This is a genomic window from Pseudidiomarina piscicola (assembly GCF_902806985.1).
Taxonomy (GTDB): Bacteria; Pseudomonadota; Gammaproteobacteria; order Enterobacterales; family Alteromonadaceae; genus Pseudidiomarina; species Pseudidiomarina piscicola.
This window is the reverse complement of record NZ_CADCXY010000001.1, coordinates 783,131-801,417: the sequence shown is the minus strand read 5'-3', so window position 1 is coordinate 801,417 and position 18,287 is coordinate 783,131. Positions and strand designations below refer to the sequence as shown.

The window sequence follows — 18,287 nt, the reverse complement described above, 5'->3', positions numbered from 1 at the left end:
TTTACTAATAATTGGTGAAAACGTTCAATTAACGCTTAATCGGCGTAAAATCACGTTTCGCTTCACCGGTATACAATTGACGTGGACGACCAATCTTCTGGTTCTCTTCGCCCATCATTTCATGCCAATGTGAAATCCACCCGACCGTACGCGATAGCGCAAAGATTACGGTGAACATATTGGTTGGAATACCGATAGCTTTTAAAATAATGCCCGAGTAGAAATCGACGTTCGGGTAAAGCTTCTTCTCAACGAAGTAGGGGTCTTCAAGCGCAATGCGTTCGAGTTCCATTGCCACGTCGAGTAAAGGATCATCGATGTTGAGTTCTTGCAAAACTTCGTGCGCACTTTCACGCATGACTGTTGCGCGTGGGTCGAAGTTCTTATAGACACGGTGACCAAAGCCCATTAGACGGAACGGGTCATTTTTGTCTTTGGCGCGGTCGATATATTCTGGAATATTGTCGACGCTACCAATTTCTTTCAACATACGTAAGCAAGCTTCGTTGGCACCACCGTGGGCAGGCCCCCACAAGGATGCTACACCCGCGGCGATACAAGCGTAAGGGTTGGCACCTGACGAACCCGCTAAGCGGACGGTCGAGGTAGATGCGTTCTGCTCGTGATCAGCGTGCAAGGTGAAGATGCGGTCCATTGCCTTGGCAATAATTGGATTAACTTTATAGTCTTCAGCCGGCACCGAGAACATCATATTTAAAAAGTTCTCAGAATAGGACAGGTCGTTCTGTGGGTATACAAAAGGCTGACCAATACTGAATTTGTAAGCCATCGCTGCAATGGTCGGCATTTTTGCGATCAAACGATAGGCACTGCGAAGACGTTGCTTCTCATCGTGAATATCAAGGTCATCATGATAGAACGATGACAGGGCGCCGGTTACTGCGCAAAGCATCGCCATTGGATGCGCGTCGCGGCGGAAGCCGTTAAAGAAATTATGCAGGCCTTGATGAACCATTGTGTGTTGCGTAATGGTGTGCTGGAAATCGGCGTATTCGTCGGCCGTTGGCGCTTCACCGTGCAACAGCATATAGCAGACTTCTAGGTAATCCGCTTGCGTCGCTAGCTGATCAATCGGGTATCCGCGGTGCAGAAGGATGCCGTTTTCACCATCGATATAGGTGATCTTTGATTCGCATGAGCCCGTGGCAAGGAAGCCTGGGTCAAACGTGAAGTGGCCATGCTTACCTAAGGTACGCACGTCAATAACATCATAGCCGGCTGTACCAGATAATACTGGCAATTCAATGGATTGGCCGTCAATCTGCAGTGTGGCTTTACGATCAGCCATAAGGAAATCTCCTTGTTTAAGTCTGCTTCATCACTAAAAAGGGCGATAGAATTTACTTGATCTTTACCGCTCATGTCAATTCAAACAGCTGTTTAATTGCGGCGAAAAAGCATGAGCTACGTCAAATAAAACTGCCATGACTACGCAGTTGTCTGTGATTTGGATGACTCAAACCGCTAGTCTACCTTTTCTCTGGTGAACTTTATACGTGCTTCGAACAGTTGTGTGTATACGACTAAGGTAGGATTGTATCAAGAGCAAGTTTACAGTCGATTGATCTAAACCGAAAAAATTACCGTTTTTCTTGGAAAGTCGGCGCTAGAGAATTGTAATTCGAGGCTGTGGCTTATATACTTTGGCGGCGATCTCACAGGGTTCTCTTTCCTTTTTGGCACTGGGTCATCAAGGATGAGGATGTTTGAAGTTCCGAGCATGTTAACAATGCTTTTCTGAAAGGCACAACAATCGTGAAAAAACAAAGACCTGTAAATTTAGAACTTACAACTATTAGCTTCCCAGCGGCAGCAATCAGCTCGATTTTACACCGTATCTCCGGCGTTATCATGTTGGTTTCTGTAGGTTTGTTAGTCTGGGCGTTAGCTACTTCTCTGCAATCAGCCGAAGGCTTTGCAATGGTGCATGAATTATTCACCGGCTTCATTGCTAAGTTTATCGCCTGGGGCATCCTTACTGCACTTAGTTATCATCTGTTAGCTGGCGTGCGTCACATGTGCATGGATATGGGTTATTTTGAAGAACTCGATTCTGGCCGTGTAAGTGCGAAAATTGTGTTTGTACTTGCTGTCGTACTATCCGTGTTAGCAGGAGTGTGGTTATGGTAAAGGTAGCTTCAACATTTGGCCGTAGCGGCACACATGATTTCGTTTTGCTACGCGCATCAGCCATCGTTATGGCGTTATATACCATTTTCATGGTGAGCTTTTTAGTTTCAGCTGACACGCTGAACTATGCCGTATGGACCAATCTTTTTGGTCATTTAGGTATGAAGATTTTCACCATGTTGGCATTGACCTCAGTGTTAATTCACGGCTGGATTGGTATCTGGCAGGTGATCACTGACTATGTCAAAAATTCTGGCTTACGAGCTTTCATTCAATTCGTAGTAAGCGTCGCGCTCATCGTGTACTGGCTCGCCGGTTTACTCGTAGTGTGGCCTGTGGAGGGTGTGTAAGTGAGCGTACAAACTCTAGAATTTGATGCTGTAGTTATTGGTGCAGGTGGCGCGGGAATGCGTGCGGCCTTGCAAATTTCTGAATCAGGCATGAGCTGTGCGCTGATGTCCAAAGTTTTCCCAACTCGTTCGCACACTGTTTCAGCGCAAGGTGGTATCACCGTGGCGCTGGGTAATGCGCACGAAGACAACTGGGAATGGCACATGTTCGATACCGTTAAAGGTTCGGACTATATCGGTGACCAAGACGCCATTGAATACATGTGTAAAACCGGCCCAGAAGCAATTCTAGAGCTGGAAAACATGGGCTTACCGTTCTCACGTTTTGAAAACGGTAAAGTGTATCAGCGCCCATTTGGTGGTCAGTCTAAAGCCTTTGGTGGTGAGCAGGCAGCGCGTACAGCGGCAGCCGCTGACCGTACCGGCCACGCATTGTTGCATTTGCTTTATCAGCAAAACGTAAAGAATAAGACCACCGTATTTTCTGAGTGGTACACGTTAGACTTAGTGAAAAACCAAGACGGTGCTGTGGTAGGTGTAACCACCATGAACATCGAAACTGGTGAAGTATTCTTCGTTAAAGCGAAAGCAGTTATTTTGGCAACCGGCGGTGCTGGACGTATTTACGCGTCAACTACCAATGCCCACATCAATACTGGTGACGGTATCGGTATGGCACTGCGTGCCGGTGTGCAAGTTCAAGATATGGAAATGTGGCAGTTCCACCCAACCGGTATTGCCGGCGCGGGAACCCTGGTTACTGAAGGGTGTCGTGGTGAAGGTGGTTACCTGTTGAATAAAGATGGTGAGCGCTTCATGGAGCGTTACGCACCAAATGCCAAAGACCTTGCATCGCGTGATGTTGTAGCGCGGTCGATGATGACTGAGATCCGTGAAGGTCGTGGCTGTGAAGGGCCACTGGGTACGCACTTGAAATTGAAACTTGACCATCTTGGTCGCGATGTCCTGGAAAGTCGTTTGCCTGGCGTATGTGATCTGGCGAAGACCTTCGGTCACGTTGACCCAGCGGAAGAGCCAATTCCAGTAATTCCAACCTGTCACTACATGATGGGTGGTATTCCAACGGACGTAAACGGTCAAGCCTTACAGATTGACGAAAATGGTAAAACGAAACCAGTTCAAGGTTTGTTTGCCTGTGGCGAAATTGCCTGCGTATCAGTGCATGGTGCAAACCGCCTAGGTGGTAACTCACTGCTTGACCTTGTCGTGTTTGGTCGCGCAACTGGCTTACACCTTGGTGAATCACTGGCAGCTAATAGCGAAGCACGCGAAGCTAGTAGCGACGATGTCGATGCAGCGCTGGCGCGCACGCAGCGTTGGGAAAATACTCAACAAGGCGAAGACCCAGTACAAATTAAGAAAGATTTGCAAAACTGCATGCAGTTGAACTTCTCGGTATTCCGTGAAGGTGAAGCAATGAAAGAAGGTTTGGCGGAATTGAAAGAGATCCGTGAACGTCTGAAAAATGCTCGTCTTGACGATACCAGTAAAGAGTTTAATACGCAGCGTATCGAGTGCTTTGAGCTCGATAACCTAATGGAAACTGCGTATTCAACAGCGGTAGCTGCAAACTTCCGTACTGAAAGTCGTGGTGCGCATAGCCGTGCAGACTACCCTGATCGTGATGATGAAAACTGGCTGGCACACTCGGTGTATCGTCCAGAGACAGAAGACATGATTAAACGAGAAGTGAATATGCAGCCTACGCTGCGTGAAGCATTCCCGCCGAAAGCGCGGACTTACTAAGGTTAGGTGACAACGATGAAGAAGTTGAGTATTTCAGTTTATCGTTACAACCCGGATGTTGATAACGCACCTTATATGAAAGACTACGCCCTTGAAATTGATGAAGGGCAAGACATGATGGTGCTGGATCTGCTGTTAAAGCTTAAAGAGCAAGATCCAACGTTAGCATTTCGCCGCTCATGCCGTGAAGGTGTTTGTGGTTCAGACGGTTTGAACATGAATGGTAAAAATGGCTTGGCCTGTATTACTCCAATGTCAGCTCTTAAGGGCAACAAAGTTGTAATTCGTCCATTGCCTGGGTTACCGGTTATTCGTGATTTGATTGTTGATATGACGCAGTTCTATAAACAATACGAAAAAATCAAACCGTATCTGATTAACGATGACAAAACGCCTCCGGCGCGCGAGCGTCTCCAGTCGCCAGAAGAACGCGCAAAACTGGATGGCTTGTACGAGTGTATTCTCTGTGCATGCTGTTCAACCTCATGCCCGTCGTTCTGGTGGAATCCAGATAAATTTGTCGGACCCGCTGGCTTACTCCATGCGTATCGATTCTTAATCGATAGCCGAGACACTGCAACAGAGCAACGTCTTGATGAGTTAGATGACGCATTCAGTGTCTTCCGTTGCCACGGAATCATGAACTGTGTCAACGTTTGCCCGAAAGGTCTTAACCCGACAAAGGCTATTGGACACATCAAATCCATGCTATTGAGTCGCGCGGTTTAGTGTAATCGCGCTGATTTTGCTATAGTAATGGCCGAGCTGTATCGAAATAGCCATCCAGCTTGGGTGGCTATTTTTTTATAAAATGTGAGTGTGAAGGAACAGCGATGCAAGATGGTGTAATGCAAGCCTGGCTAGAATCCTCCCACCTAGCTGGTGGTAACATGGCTTATGTTGAGGAACTCTTCGAAGTTTACCTTGACGACCCGACAGCTGTTGGTGATGAATGGCGAACGTTTTTCGACCAGTTACCGCGTGAAGGTAGCGGCCATGACACCAAACACAGTGAAATTCGTGAGCAATTTAGAGCGCTGGCGAAGAATAAGCTGAAGCAAGCAGGTACGGTCGTTGCAGGGGCACCTGACTTAAAACAAGTGAAGGTGTTACAGCTTATCAACGCCTATCGATTCCGTGGTCATCAACACGCGAATCTTGACCCCCTTGATCTATGGAAACAGGAAACTGTTCCTGACCTCTCGCTCGAGCATCACGATTTGTCTAAAGACGACTACGAGCAAGAATTCAATGTTGGATCACTTGCAGTGGGTCAAGAGACCATGAAGCTCGGTGAGATTCACCAGCTGCTAGAACAAATTTACTGTGGGTCGATTGGTGCTGAGTACATGCACATCGTCTCGACGGAAGAAAAACGTTGGATTCAACAACGTTTAGAAGGCGTTCGTGGCCGGCCGGAATTTAACACCGACGAACAGAAGAACATCTTAAAAGAACTGGTTGCCGCAGACGGTTTAGAGAAGTACTTGGGCTCTAAATTCCCAGGTGCCAAACGGTTCTCGCTAGAAGGTGGTGACAGTTTAGTGCCGATGCTCAAAGCGTTGATTCGTCGCGCTGGCGAACAGGGCACGAAGGAAGCTGTCATCGGAATGGCGCACCGTGGTCGTTTGAATGTACTGGTAAACGTTCTTGGTAAAAAGCCGCAAGACCTGTTTGACGAATTTGCCGGTAAACACAGTACCAATAAAGGTTCTGGTGACGTTAAGTACCACATGGGTTTCTCTTCTGACTTTGCAACGCCAGGTGGCGATGTTCACTTGGCCCTTGCCTTTAACCCATCGCACTTAGAAATTGTGAACCCGGTCGTCATGGGCTCAGTGCGTGCGCGGATGGACCGCTTGGGTGACAAAGAAGGCGCTAAAGTACTGCCTATCACGATTCATGGTGACTCAGCAATTGCTGGTCAAGGCATTGTGCAAGAGACTTTTAATATGTCTCAAACACGCGCATTCCAAGTTGGCGGTTCGATTCGCATCGTCATTAACAACCAAGTTGGCTTCACGACCTCGAAACGTGAAGACACCCGCTCCACACAATACTGTACTGACATCGCGAAGATGGTCCAAGCGCCGATTTTCCATGTCAACGCAGATGACCCAGAAGCGGTGGTCTTCGTTACGCAATTAGCCATTGATTATCGCAACACCTTCAAGCGTGACGTGATGATCGACCTGGTCTGTTATCGCCGTCATGGCCATAACGAAGCGGACGAACCGAGTGCAACCCAGCCGGTGATGTACGCCAAAGTTAAAAAACACCCAGTGGCGCGTAAGCGTTACGCAAAAGTTCTGCAAGACGCAGGGCTGGTGAGTGAAGACACAGAAGAATCGCTGGTTAGTAACTATCGTGACTTGTTGGATAAAGGCGAGATCGTCGTCGATGAGTTCCGCGAAATGAAAGCACACTCGAGCGATTGGTCTGATTATATTGGTAACGAGTGGGATGTCGATTACGATGCAAAAATTAGTACCACCCAGCTAGAGCAGCTTGGTACTGAAATGAGCAGTTATCCTGAAGACCATAAACTGCACTCGCGCGTGAAAAAAGTTTACGACGAACGTATGAAAATGGCGAAAGGCGAAAAGAAAGCCGATTGGGGCTTCGCTGAGACGCTTGCCTATGCAAGTTTGGTTGATCAAGGTGTGCATATTCGTTTGACCGGTCAAGATAGTGGTCGCGGAACCTTCTTCCATCGCCATGCGGTGTTGCACAATCAGAATGACGCGTCGACTTATATGCCGTTGAATAACATTCGTGAAGGCCAAGGCCAGATCGAACTTTATGACTCGGTACTGTCAGAAGCTGCAGTCGTCGCGTTTGAATACGGCTATGCAACCGCAGAGCCAGAAGCGTTGGTAATGTGGGAAGCACAGTTTGGTGACTTTGTGAACGGAGCCCAGGTGGTCATTGACCAATTCCTGAGCTCTGGTGAACAAAAATGGGGGCGCCTATGCGGCTTAACATTGTTACTGCCCCATGGTTACGAAGGGCAAGGGCCTGAGCATAGTTCAGCTCGACTCGAGCGTTTCTTGCAACTCTCAGCCGACCATAACTGGTCAGTCTGTATACCGACCACGCCGGCGCAGGTATTCCATATGTTACGTCGCCAGCATTTACGTCCAGTGCGTCGACCACTGATTGTAATGACACCGAAGTCGCTGTTGCGCCATCCGTTGGCCGTTTCAGAGTTAGAAGACATGAGTACCGGTGTATTCCAAAACGCGATTGATGAAATCGATTCTTTGGACGCTAAGAAAGTGAAACGAGTGGTATTCTGTTCAGGTAAGGTTTACTACGATTTGCTGAAAGAACGACGTGAGCGGGAAAGTAAAGATGTAGCGATTGTTCGAATCGAACAGTTGTACCCGTTCCCAGCGGACGAAGTCAGTGACATCTTGAAAGCATACAAACACGTAAAAGACTTTGTTTGGTGTCAGGAAGAACCGCAGAACCAAGGTGCTTGGTACAGTAGCCAACATCATTTCAGAGCGGCGATTCCGAAAGGGGCTGACCTAACTTACGCTGGCCGTGAGGCATCGGCTGCACCAGCAGTAGGTTACCTCTCCGAGCACAATAAACAACAACAGAAATTAGTCGATGACGCGCTAACCATTAAATAGGTGATAATTGACCATGGCTATAGATATTAAAGTTCCACAACTACCTGAATCTGTTGCTGATGCAACAGTAGCTACTTGGCATGTGAAGCCAGGTGACAAAGTCTCGCGCGATCAAAATCTGGTCGATATTGAAACCGATAAAGTGGTGTTGGAAGTCGTGGCGCCGGAAGACGGTGTGATTGGCGAAATCATTGCTGAAGAAGGCGCCACTGTGGGTGCTGATGAAGTGATCGGTAAGCTAGATAAAGGTAACGGTGGCGGTTCAACTGACGAAAAATCAGATGACAAGTCTGACAAAAAAGCAGATGACAAGTCTGACAAAAAAGCAGATGACAAGTCTGAGCAAAAGTCTGAACAAAAAGCTGAAAAGAAAGAGAGCGCTAGTGGCTCAGGCGAAAAGCTAGAAGTTAAAGTACCACAGCTACCTGAATCCGTGTCTGATGCGACGATCGCGACTTGGCATGTGAAAGCCGGTGAAAAAGTGACACGTGACCAAAATCTTGTCGATATTGAAACGGACAAGGTGGTGCTCGAAGTCGTTGCTCCAGCTGATGGTGTGTTGGCAGAAATTAAGCAAGACGAAGGCGCTACCGTAGGTGCGGATGATGTGATTGGCGTTGTTGAAGCTGGCGGCGAAGCCGCAGCCAAAGACGACTCAACCAGCAGCGCTAGCTCTGACAATGGCGATACTGCGGAGTCAGAAGCTTCTGATAGCGAAGTGGCAGGCCCAGCTGTACGTCGATTACTGGCTGAGAACAGCCTTAAAGTTTCCGACGTTAAAGGCACCGGCAAAGGTGGTCGCGTAACCAAAGAAGACGTTGAAAAACATGTCAAAGAAGGCGGCAAGAAAGCCTCATCGACACCTGCAAAATCGGAGCCAGCCGCAGCTGCAGCCAGCGGAGATCGTGAAGAAAAACGTGTGCCTATGACGCGTCTACGCAAGACCATCGCGAAACGCTTGCTAGAAGCGAAAAACGCCACGGCAATGTTGACGACCTTCAATGAAGTCAATATGAAGCCGATTATGGACTTGCGTAAGAAATACAAAGACGAGTTTGAAAAACGTCATGACACGCGTCTAGGCTTTATGGGCTTCTATGTGAAAGCGGTTACTGAAGCTCTGAAACGCTTCCCAGAAGTCAACGCTTCGTTAGACGGTGATGATATTGTTTATCACAACTACTTTGATATCAGCATTGCTGTGTCGACGCCGCGTGGCTTGGTAACGCCAGTGTTACGTGACACCGACAAAATGAGCATTGCTGAAATTGAAAATGGCATTCGCGATTTGGCGATTAAAGGTCGCGACGGCAAATTAACCATGGACGATATGAAGGGCGGTAACTTCACCATTACCAATGGTGGGGTGTTCGGTTCCTTGTTATCAACCCCGATTCTGAATCCACCTCAGAGTGCGATTCTAGGTATGCATAAAATCCAAGACCGACCTATGGCGGTCGACGGTAAGGTAGAAATTTTACCAATGATGTACCTAGCGTTGTCGTATGATCACCGGATCATCGATGGTAAAGAGTCCGTTGGTTTCTTAGTTACAATTAAAGAATTGTTAGAAGATCCACAGCGTTTATTGTTGGACATTTAACATTAATCACGGCCGCAGCGTTGTAATCTTGTTACATTTACGCTTGCGGCTGTCTTTTTTGCGCGCATAACTGTAAAATACGCGCGAATTTTCGGGTAAGCAGCACGACGCTGCTTTTGTTGTTCAAACGAATCGGAAGATCATCATGAATTTGCATGAGTATCAGGCTAAACAACTCTTTAAAGAGTTCGGTTTGCCAGTATCTGAAGGCCACGCAGTTGATACTGCGGATGAAGCCGTTGAAGCTGCCAAAAAAATTGGCGGTGATCGTTGGGTTGTTAAAACCCAAGTCCACGCCGGCGGCCGCGGTAAAGCGGGCGGTGTAAAACTTGTTTCTAGCCTTGACGATGTGCACGCATTTGCGAGCGATTGGCTAGGTAAAAACTTAGTGACTTATCAAACAGACGCTAACGGTCAGCCAGTAGCGAAAATCTTGGTTGAAAGTCTGACCGATATCGGTTCTGAACTCTATCTAGGCGCTGTCGTTGACCGTGCAACACGTAAAATTGTGTTCATGGCGTCAACTGAAGGCGGTGTTGAGATCGAAAAAGTCGCTGAAGAGACACCTGAAAAAATCTTGAAAGCTGTGATCGACCCAACCGTGGGTGCACAGCCGTTCCAAGGTCGTGAACTTGGCTTCAAACTGGGTCTTAACCCGACGCAAGTTAAGCAGTTCACCTCTATTTTCTTAGGTTTGGCGAAGATGTTCGAACAGTACGATTTCGCACTGCTTGAAATCAACCCGTTGGTGATCACCGAGCAAGGCAACTTGCATTGCTTGGATGGTAAAATCAACATCGATAGCAACGCGTTGTATCGCCAGCCGAAAATCAAAGAAATGCACGATCCTTCGCAAGAAGACGAGCGTGAAGCGCAAGCGGCAAACTGGGAGCTTAACTATGTAGCTCTTGATGGCAACATTGGCTGTATGGTGAATGGTGCAGGCTTGGCGATGGGTACTATGGACATCGTTAAGTTAGCGGGTGGCGAGCCGGCTAACTTCTTGGACGTTGGTGGCGGCGCAACCAAAGAACGCGTCACTGAAGCATTCAAGATCATCCTGTCTGACAGTGCTGTGCAAGCAGTATTGGTCAATATCTTCGGTGGTATCGTTCGTTGTGACATGATCGCTGAAGGCATCATGGGCGCAGTAGAAGAAGTTGGCGTGAAAGTTCCAGTTGTTGTACGCCTTGAAGGTAACAACGCAGAATTGGGACGTCAGAAATTAGCAGAAAGTGGCCTTAACATCATCGCAGCAGAAAGCTTGTCTGACGCTGCTGATAAAGTGGTTGCTGCGGCAGGAGGTCAATAATGTCTATCTTGATCGATAAAAACACCAAAGTTATTTGTCAGGGTTTTACTGGCGGTCAGGGTACTTTTCACTCTGAGCAAGCAATCGACTACGGCACGCAAATGGTCGGTGGTGTCACTCCAGGTAAAGGCGGTCAAACGCATTTAGGTTTACCTGTGTTCAACACTGTTCGTGAAGCTGTAGAAGAAACCGGTGCAACGGCATCTGTTATCTATGTACCTGCACCTTTCTGTAAAGACTCTATCGTTGAAGCGGCGGATGCGGGCATCGAATTGATCGTATGTATCACCGAAGGTATCCCAACCATCGATATGCTTTACGTTAAGGAATACTTAACGCATAAAGGCGTACGTATGGTGGGTCCAAACTGCCCAGGAGTAATTACGCCAGACGAGTGTAAGATCGGTATCATGCCTGGTCATATTCATCAGAAGGGTAAAGTGGGTATCGTTTCACGCTCAGGTACCTTAACCTATGAAGCTGTTAAGCAAACCACTGACGAAGGCTTCGGCCAGTCTAGCTGTGTGGGCATCGGTGGCGACCCTATCCCAGGTTCTAACTTCATCGACATTCTTGAGTTGTTCGAGAAAGATCCAGAAACTGAAGCTATTGTCATGATCGGTGAGATTGGTGGTACGGCTGAAGAAGAAGCAGCAGAGTACATCAAAGACCACGTGACCAAGCCAGTGGTATCTTACATTGCTGGTGTTACAGCGCCTCCAGGTAAGCGTATGGGCCACGCCGGCGCCATCATCTCTGGTGGTAAAGGTACTGCAGACGAGAAGTTTGCTGCCCTTGAAGCTGCAGGTGTTAAAACGGTTCGTAGCTTAGCCGACATCGGTAAAGCTTTACGTGAGAAAACCGGTTGGTAAGTGCGTAGTTAAAAAGACTGTGCATAGTGAATCAAAAGGCATTGTCGGTAGCGACAATGCCTTTTTTGTTGGTGAGGTGACGCGAAGCCCGTGCAAATTCCACAAAAGCTTACTTTAACATTCCTCGCTTTGCTGGCGTTTGCGGGCAATTCGGTGCTTTGCCGCTGGGCACTGGTCGAGTATCAAATGGATCCTGCCAGCTTTACCTTGCTTCGGCTCGCCAGCGGGGCAGCAGTACTCATAGTGCTAGCAGGGCGAGGTCGGGCTGAGCCACCACGCTCGCAGCCCACCTCATGGTGGGGCGCGCTATGGTTACTGGTCTATGCGGCAGGTTTCGGTTATGCCTATGTGGGGCTCGCGACAGGCATTGGCGCCCTTATTTTATTCACCGCGGTACAATTCACGATGCTAGGTTTGTCAGCGTTACGTGGAGAGCGTCATAACCTCACCCAGATCGTTGGTATCTGCTGTGCGCTGGGCGGCTTTGGCTACCTCGTTCTTCCGCAGTTTTCACAGCCGCTGTCACTGGCATCGAGTGTACTCATGATTAGTGCCGGCATTGCGTGGGGCGCCTACAGCACCTTAGGTCGCGGGGCGTTGACGCCGTTAAAAGATACCAAAGTACATTTTGGGCGAGCACTCATTTTAGGCTTACCGTTGGTGTTTTTGATTGATAGCTGGCAGCAGTGGTCGGTAGCCGCTACGGTGCTAGCGCTAAGCTCTGGCGCGATAACCTCCGCTGTGGGTTATGCCATTTGGTTCAAGGTGCTACCACAGTTGCGTGTTACCACCGCTGCTGTCGCACAATTGAGTGTCCCAATTATTGCGGCGTTAGGCGGTAACCTGTTTGTCGGGGAAGCAATTAGCCAGCGATTTACCATTGCCAGTGGCATCATTTTAATCAGTATATTCGTTGTTATCAAAAACCGTGGTAACATAACACCAACAAAATGACCCAGCTTTATTTATAGGTTTACTATTTTTGATAATACGCTAGGCTAAAAATTAGAAAAGAATCACACCCTTGGGCCGTACTGCGGAGACAGCAAATGAAAAAGTGGATTTTGTTAGCGATTCTAGCTTTGGCGGCGTGGAATTATCATCTTAATCAACAAGCAGCACAAAAGGGTGAAGAACGCGGTTTAGTCAAAGAGATCGTGCAGGGGGTGCAGGGGGCAGTGTTTAAGCGTGACCCGCAATATCGCTGCGATGGCCGAAAATACTGTGCGCAAATGAGGTCTCAAGATGAAGCCTTGTTCTTTTTAACCAACTGTCCGGAGACGCAACTCGACGACAATGATAACGGTATTCCTTGCGAAGAAGACTTTCCCATCGAGTAACCTCCCGTTTTAAGCTACCCTTGAGATTGAACACACGACTTAGGCTCGGCAAATGCATAAAAAGCTTGTACTGGGTACACTCTTGGTTTGTGCCATTGTTATCTGGCTTGCGGCAGCGTGGCTAGACGCAAACTCACATGCCAGGATACAGGTGAACGTCACCAAAAGCGCAGAAAAAGAATGGTTTGTGGTTTATCAATTTGATGAACAAGTGGCCCGCGTTACCTTTGTTCGCAATCCCGACCACACACGCCTACAGCGTTGGCAACCAGTAGAGTCAGAGTTCTACTTAGCGATAGATAGTGAAACAGGTCACGAGTATATAGCCCGCGTCGACGGACAAACATTTACCACGGTGGCGTTTAAACTTGATGCTAGTTATGTGGCACTGCGCAAAGACTATGCCCCCTTTACACCGTTTTCCGATGGCGGTACCGCTTGGTTTACCGGACGTTTCAAGGTATGCCCCGAGCATTGTGCGAGCGCTTTAAAGTTTTCCTACCAGTTCACGATGCAGGCCCCCTTAGCCGATTTTATTCGTTTACCAGAGCAGTCACAACGAGGGCAACTTACTTGGCAAGAGTCGGCAAGCGACGGACAAATGGTTTATGTGGGCCCGCAACAGCTGATGGCGGCAAGCGACACCAAGTTTGAAACGATCATCGATCCAATTCTACCTGATTCATTGAAGCGCAGCTTAACTCGTGACGTGCCGCCGCTAACAAATTACTTCAACCAACGTATGCCGCACCTAACTGAACGACCGATGTTATTGGCCTCATTTAGTGCTACTCGTAATGGTCAATTTGGCTATCAAGGAGGCGTTGTTGCCAACCAAATGGTGCTGCACTGGTATGGGCACAGTTTAGCGGAACGTGCGAATGCACCATACTTTGTCGAGGACACTCTGTGGTTTGTGGCCCATGAGTTTGCCCACCTTTATCAAGCCAGCCAATTCAGCAATGAGGATGCGTGGCTGCACGAGGGGGCGGCCGAATTTATGGCGCTCAGTTACTTGCGCTCTATCCGTACGAACGGTGTTTATCTTGATCGACGTGTGGCAACAGCGCGTGAAACCTGCGTTAGCACTGAGCAGCGTTATCAAGTGCACTACGCCTGTGGCTTACTTTGGGCCGCCGAGATCGATCAATACATAAAGAAGACCTACCCCCACGGTTTGTTCTTTTTATGGTTTATGTACGTAGAACAGCTAACCGACGCGCCGCGAACCAATGCGACCCCATTGTATTTTGAGTTACTTAGCGAATTGACCGATGACGCCTTTGCGGCGCAACTTCGAGAGCGTATTCAAACACGCTATCAGCGACTACCGACGCTCTAGCGAAACGAGAGGAACAGTTAAAATGGCAAATTCCAATTTTACCCAAGGCTTGGCACTCTATAGTGCCGCGTTACTAAGTACCTTAGCCGGTGGCCTCGCGTGGGCCGATGACGCTAAGGTGCAACAGGCACCAGGTTACTATCACATGAATGTGGGTGAACTTCGTATCACAGCGCTTAACGACGGCACTGGCGCGATGCCGGCACATCGGCTGTTGCACTGGGACGAAGACAAAATTAAGGCGGCGTTGGCAGCCGAGTACTTAACGTCGCCCGTTGAAGGGTCGATTAATAGCTTCTTAGTTGATACGGGTGAACAGCAAGTACTCATTGACACGGGGATGGGCAGTGGTGTTCGCGAAAGTTTAGGTAAATTACAGTCGCACTTAAATGCGGCCGGTTATCAAGCGGCTGACATTGATGCGATCTACATTACTCATATGCATGGCGATCATATTGGCGGTCTGGTGGATGGCGAGCAGCGTGCTTTTCCAAACGCCACCGTTTACGTACATGAAGATGAAGCCGGTTACTGGCTAAATCAAGAGCAAATGCAGCAGGTTGCCGAGGAGCGTCGAGGTGGGTTTAAAAATGCTATGCGGGTGTTCGGCCCCTACCAACAGGCGAATGCGTTGGTAACCTTTAGCGACGGTGAGCAATTACACGAGGGTATCGTGGTCAACCCTACGCCTGGGCATACGCCGGGGCACAGCGTTTATCATCTACAAAGCCAAGGAGAGACCATGGTTCTGTGGGGCGATACCTTGCATGTCGCAGCGGTGCAGTTTCCGTATCCGCAGGTGACGATCGCCTACGATAGTAATCCCGAGCAGGCTCGTGCGCAGCGTTTGCAACTGTTTAAAACCATCGCTGAAAATGGCTATTGGGTCGGTGGTGCGCATATTTCTTTTCCAGGGATTGGTCGTCTCAAGCAGGTTAATGACGGGTACCGCTGGATACCCGCCAACTACACGACTGATATTCAATAGGTGCTGGCAAAACCTTAAATCAGTTCTGCAATGACCTCGTCAGCAGCTGCGAGAGCTTGCTGGCGAGGTTCGTCGCCTAAGTTTACACCTTCAGCTCGAATTACCTGCACGTCGGTAATACCTATGAAGCCAAGCGCCTGACGCAGGTAGCTTTCTTGATGGTCCATCGCCGCTGCTTCCCCTTCACTGTAAATTCCGCCGCGGCCCGAAGCGATATAAACTTTCTTTCCTTCGAGGAGACCTTTTGGTCCTTGCTCAGTGTAGTTGAAGGTAACTCCCGCTTTGAGTACCCGATCGAGCCAAGCTTTTAATTGGGTAGGAATCGTAAAGTTGTACATTGGGGTGCCAATAACGATGGTATCGGCAGCTTTTAACTCATCTAATAGCTGCATTGTTAGCGGTTCGTTGTTGGCGAGCAGTGACTCTGCATCTAAGTGCGGGATGGGGGCCGTCACCAGGTCGCGATAAACGATAGTATCGGCGTCGCTCGAAATACGATCGACAATTTGCTGGCTTAGTTTGCGGCTTACGGATTGTTCAAGAAAAATGCCTGAGTCTAAATGTAGTAAATTCATAATGAACTCCAATAGTTGTGCGTATGACTTAACGATGCCGACAGTTTAACAAGTTCCAAAATTGGTGGTAGATGTCTATAATGGAATTTTATGTTCCATAAATGGAACGATAGCATGGGTGCTATCGCTGCGGGGTGTGTTATGTCATTACCAGATCTCACGAATTACCTTATTTTTGCCCGCGTGGTTCGCGCTGGTAGTATCAGTGCTGGTGCGCGCGCATTAGAAATGCCCAAGTCGACGGTGAGCCGGCGATTGACTGAGCTTGAAGAGGAGCAGGGGGTACGCCTTGTCCACCGCACGCGCAGCGGCCTAAAACTGACAGACATTGGCCAAGCATTTTTGATTCATTGTGAGGCGGTAGAAAGTGCGACTGAGGCCGCGCAGCAAGTTACTCAGCAAGTACGCGATATTCCGCGAGGCCGAGTCAAAGTGAGCTCGCCTTACGCTTTGAGCCAAAGCTTGTTAACAGAATTACTACCCGTATTTATGCAGCGCTACCCCGAAGTTGACGTGCAGCTATTTGCAACCAATCGACCGGTAAGCCTTGTCGATGAAGGCGTTGATGTTGCACTACGGGTTCGTTCGAGTATTGAAGACTCCAGTTTGATTGCACGGCCATTGTCTGACTCACCCAGCACTTTATATGGTGCACCAGAGCTTATTGCTCGCTATGGAATTCCGAAGCATCCTCTTGACCTGTTACAGTTTCCTCACCTGTCGTTGCATTACACCAGTGGGCGCTATGGCTATCAACTTTTGGCCAGCGACGGAGAGCAATTAACGGTAAGTTTTCAACCGCGTCTAGTGACCGACGATATGTTGGTACTTCGACAGGCCGCAGTGCAGGGGCAAGGCTTAGTCGCCTTGCCCAATTACCTGTGTGCTGAGGCTGTGGCTGCCGGACAACTGCAACAGGTACTGCCGGATTGGCAGTTACCGGTAGGTATTATGCACCTCGTTTATCCGCATCGACGAGGCTTGTTGCCCGCGGTCAGAGTCTTTATTGACTTCATGGTGGAACATATTCCTGCGTTAGCGCAACGTTCGTTATTGATCGGATGACCAATGCTCTCTACAATCATTTAAACGATTGTTTGAAAAAGGCGCGAAAAACCATGGATTTTAGTCCTACTGAGAAGACGCTTGAGTACCGTAAACGTCTGATAGAATTTATAAAAGAGAATATAGAGCCGATCGAGGCGGATTATCACAAAGACATACGGCGCATTAATCCAGATGGTGATTGGCGTCATTGGCAGGTACCGCCGGCGGTTGCTGAACTAAAGCAAAAAGCCCGTGAACAGGGGTTATGGAACCTATTCTTACCCGACGCTGAACTGGGCGCCGGTTTGTCTACGCTGGAATACGCACCCTTAGCCGAAGTGATGGGGCACAGTCTGCTAGCGCCTGAAATTTTCAATTGCAATGCGCCTGACACCGGTAATATGGAAGTGCTCTATCATTTCGGTAGTGCTGAGCAAAAGCAGCAATGGCTTACACCTTTGTTGGCGGGAGACATACGTTCGGTGTTCTGTATGACCGAACCTGATGTTGCTTCGTCAGATGCGACCAATATGCAAACCTCGATTGTTGCTGATGGCGATGATGTGGTGATCAACGGGCGCAAGTGGTGGTCAACCGGATTAGGGCATCCAGATGCTAAGTTCGCCATAGTTATGGGGCTTACTGACGTTGAAGCAGCTAAACATCAGCGCCACTCGATGGTCATTGTTCCCCTTGAAACCGCGGGCGTTAGTGTTGAGCGCATGCTGCCTGCGTTCGGCGAGTATGATGCACCTTACGGCCATGGTGAAGTAAGGTTCGATAACGTGCGGGTACCGAAAGAGAACCTAATCGCAGGGCTTGGCGACGGCTTCAAAATTGCTCAAGGGCGCTTAGGACCAGGTCGTATTCACCACTGCATGCGGGCTTTAGGTGCCGCTGAAAAAGCTTTGCAACTGTATATGCAACGTGGCCAAGAACGCATTGCGTTTGGCCGACCGTTACTTCAGTTAGGTGGAAATATGGAACGTGTGGCCGATATGCGCATAGGTATTGACCAAGCACGTTTGTTAACCTTTTTCGCAGCATGGAAGATCGACCAGGTAGGCGCTATGAAGGCCTTAGCCGAGATCTCTGCAATTAAAGTAGCCGCGCCAAATGTATTGCAACAAGTGGTTGATGAAACCATTCAGCTATACGGTGGTGCGGGTATGAGTCATGACACACCGCTGACTCAGCTCTTTGCTGTTGCGCGTGCGCTGCGTATCGCCGATGGTCCAGATGCTGTACACCGGGCAACCATTGCCAAAGTTGAGCTCAACAAGTATCGGGAGCGCTAGT

The 18,287-nt window shown here is 48.8% G+C and carries 16 protein-coding genes; 14 read left to right on the top strand and 2 right to left on the bottom strand.

Annotated elements, in window-relative coordinates; all coding sequences use genetic code 11:
• Window positions 1-28: 28 nt before the first annotated feature.
• Window positions 29-1,309 (bottom strand): citrate synthase, encoded by a 1,281-nt coding sequence (locus tag PSI9734_RS04000; RefSeq protein ID WP_173919800.1) that lies wholly within the window; start codon window positions 1,307-1,309, stop codon window positions 29-31.
• Window positions 1,310-1,776: 467 nt separating this feature from the next.
• Here PSI9734_RS04000 and sdhC point away from each other — a divergent pair, with 467 nt between their 5' ends.
• The 12 genes from sdhC to PSI9734_RS03940 all read left to right on the top strand — a co-directional run bounded on the left by sdhC (window position 1,777) and on the right by PSI9734_RS03940 (window position 15,366).
• Complete coding sequence (gene sdhC / locus PSI9734_RS03995) at window positions 1,777-2,151, top strand: succinate dehydrogenase, cytochrome b556 subunit (protein WP_173919799.1); 375 nt, start codon at window positions 1,777-1,779, stop codon at window positions 2,149-2,151.
• Window positions 2,145-2,501: a succinate dehydrogenase, hydrophobic membrane anchor protein gene (gene sdhD, locus PSI9734_RS03990; protein ID WP_173919798.1), complete on the top strand. Its 357-nt coding sequence runs from the start codon at window positions 2,145-2,147 to the stop codon at window positions 2,499-2,501. The genes sdhC and sdhD overlap by 7 nt, the downstream gene beginning before the upstream one ends.
• Window positions 2,502-4,268 (top strand): succinate dehydrogenase flavoprotein subunit, encoded by a 1,767-nt coding sequence (gene sdhA / locus PSI9734_RS03985; protein ID WP_173919797.1) that lies wholly within the window; start codon window positions 2,502-2,504, stop codon window positions 4,266-4,268.
• Between the two features lie 15 nt (window positions 4,269-4,283).
• Entirely contained in the window at window positions 4,284-4,997 is a 714-nt protein-coding gene (locus PSI9734_RS03980) for a succinate dehydrogenase iron-sulfur subunit (RefSeq protein WP_173919796.1), read from the top strand.
• 104 nt (window positions 4,998-5,101) lie between these two features.
• Complete coding sequence (locus tag PSI9734_RS03975; protein ID WP_173919795.1) at window positions 5,102-7,909, top strand: 2-oxoglutarate dehydrogenase E1 component; 2,808 nt, start codon at window positions 5,102-5,104, stop codon at window positions 7,907-7,909.
• 13 nt (window positions 7,910-7,922) lie between these two features.
• Window positions 7,923-9,512, top strand: coding sequence for a 2-oxoglutarate dehydrogenase complex dihydrolipoyllysine-residue succinyltransferase (odhB, locus tag PSI9734_RS03970; RefSeq protein ID WP_173919794.1), 1,590 nt, complete (start codon window positions 7,923-7,925; stop codon window positions 9,510-9,512).
• A gap of 145 nt (window positions 9,513-9,657) precedes the next feature.
• Window positions 9,658-10,824 (top strand): ADP-forming succinate--CoA ligase subunit beta, encoded by a 1,167-nt coding sequence (gene sucC, locus PSI9734_RS03965; protein ID WP_173919793.1) that lies wholly within the window; start codon window positions 9,658-9,660, stop codon window positions 10,822-10,824.
• On the top strand, window positions 10,824-11,696 hold the full coding sequence (gene sucD, locus PSI9734_RS03960) for a succinate--CoA ligase subunit alpha (protein WP_173919792.1): 873 nt from the start codon (window positions 10,824-10,826) through the stop codon (window positions 11,694-11,696). The genes sucC and sucD overlap by 1 nt, the downstream gene beginning before the upstream one ends.
• Window positions 11,697-11,786: 90 nt before the next feature.
• Entirely contained in the window at window positions 11,787-12,650 is an 864-nt protein-coding gene (locus PSI9734_RS03955) for a DMT family transporter (RefSeq protein WP_246194709.1), read from the top strand.
• A gap of 95 nt (window positions 12,651-12,745) precedes the next feature.
• Window positions 12,746-13,036, top strand: coding sequence for an excalibur calcium-binding domain-containing protein (locus tag PSI9734_RS03950; RefSeq protein WP_173919791.1), 291 nt, complete (start codon window positions 12,746-12,748; stop codon window positions 13,034-13,036).
• Window positions 13,037-13,088: 52 nt separating this feature from the next.
• Window positions 13,089-14,378, top strand: a complete 1,290-nt coding sequence (locus PSI9734_RS03945) for a hypothetical protein (protein ID WP_173919790.1) — start codon at window positions 13,089-13,091, stop codon at window positions 14,376-14,378.
• Window positions 14,379-14,400: 22 nt separating this feature from the next.
• On the top strand, window positions 14,401-15,366 hold the full coding sequence (locus PSI9734_RS03940; RefSeq protein ID WP_173919789.1) for an MBL fold metallo-hydrolase: 966 nt from the start codon (window positions 14,401-14,403) through the stop codon (window positions 15,364-15,366).
• 14 nt (window positions 15,367-15,380) lie between these two features.
• On the opposite strand, the gene PSI9734_RS03935 is transcribed toward PSI9734_RS03940, so the two are convergent.
• A complete protein-coding gene (locus tag PSI9734_RS03935; protein WP_173919788.1) occupies window positions 15,381-15,941 on the bottom strand; it encodes an FMN-dependent NADH-azoreductase in 561 nt (186 codons plus the stop codon).
• Window positions 15,942-16,031: 90 nt separating this feature from the next.
• Between PSI9734_RS03935 and PSI9734_RS03930 the strand changes: the two genes are divergently transcribed.
• The gene (locus tag PSI9734_RS03930; RefSeq protein ID WP_246194707.1) at window positions 16,032-17,006 is read left to right on the top strand and encodes a LysR family transcriptional regulator; all 975 of its coding nucleotides are present in this window, start codon (window positions 16,032-16,034) and stop codon (window positions 17,004-17,006) included.
• A gap of 53 nt (window positions 17,007-17,059) precedes the next feature.
• Window positions 17,060-18,286: an acyl-CoA dehydrogenase family protein gene (locus PSI9734_RS03925; protein ID WP_173919787.1), complete on the top strand. Its 1,227-nt coding sequence runs from the start codon at window positions 17,060-17,062 to the stop codon at window positions 18,284-18,286.
• Window position 18,287 lies beyond the last annotated feature (1 nt).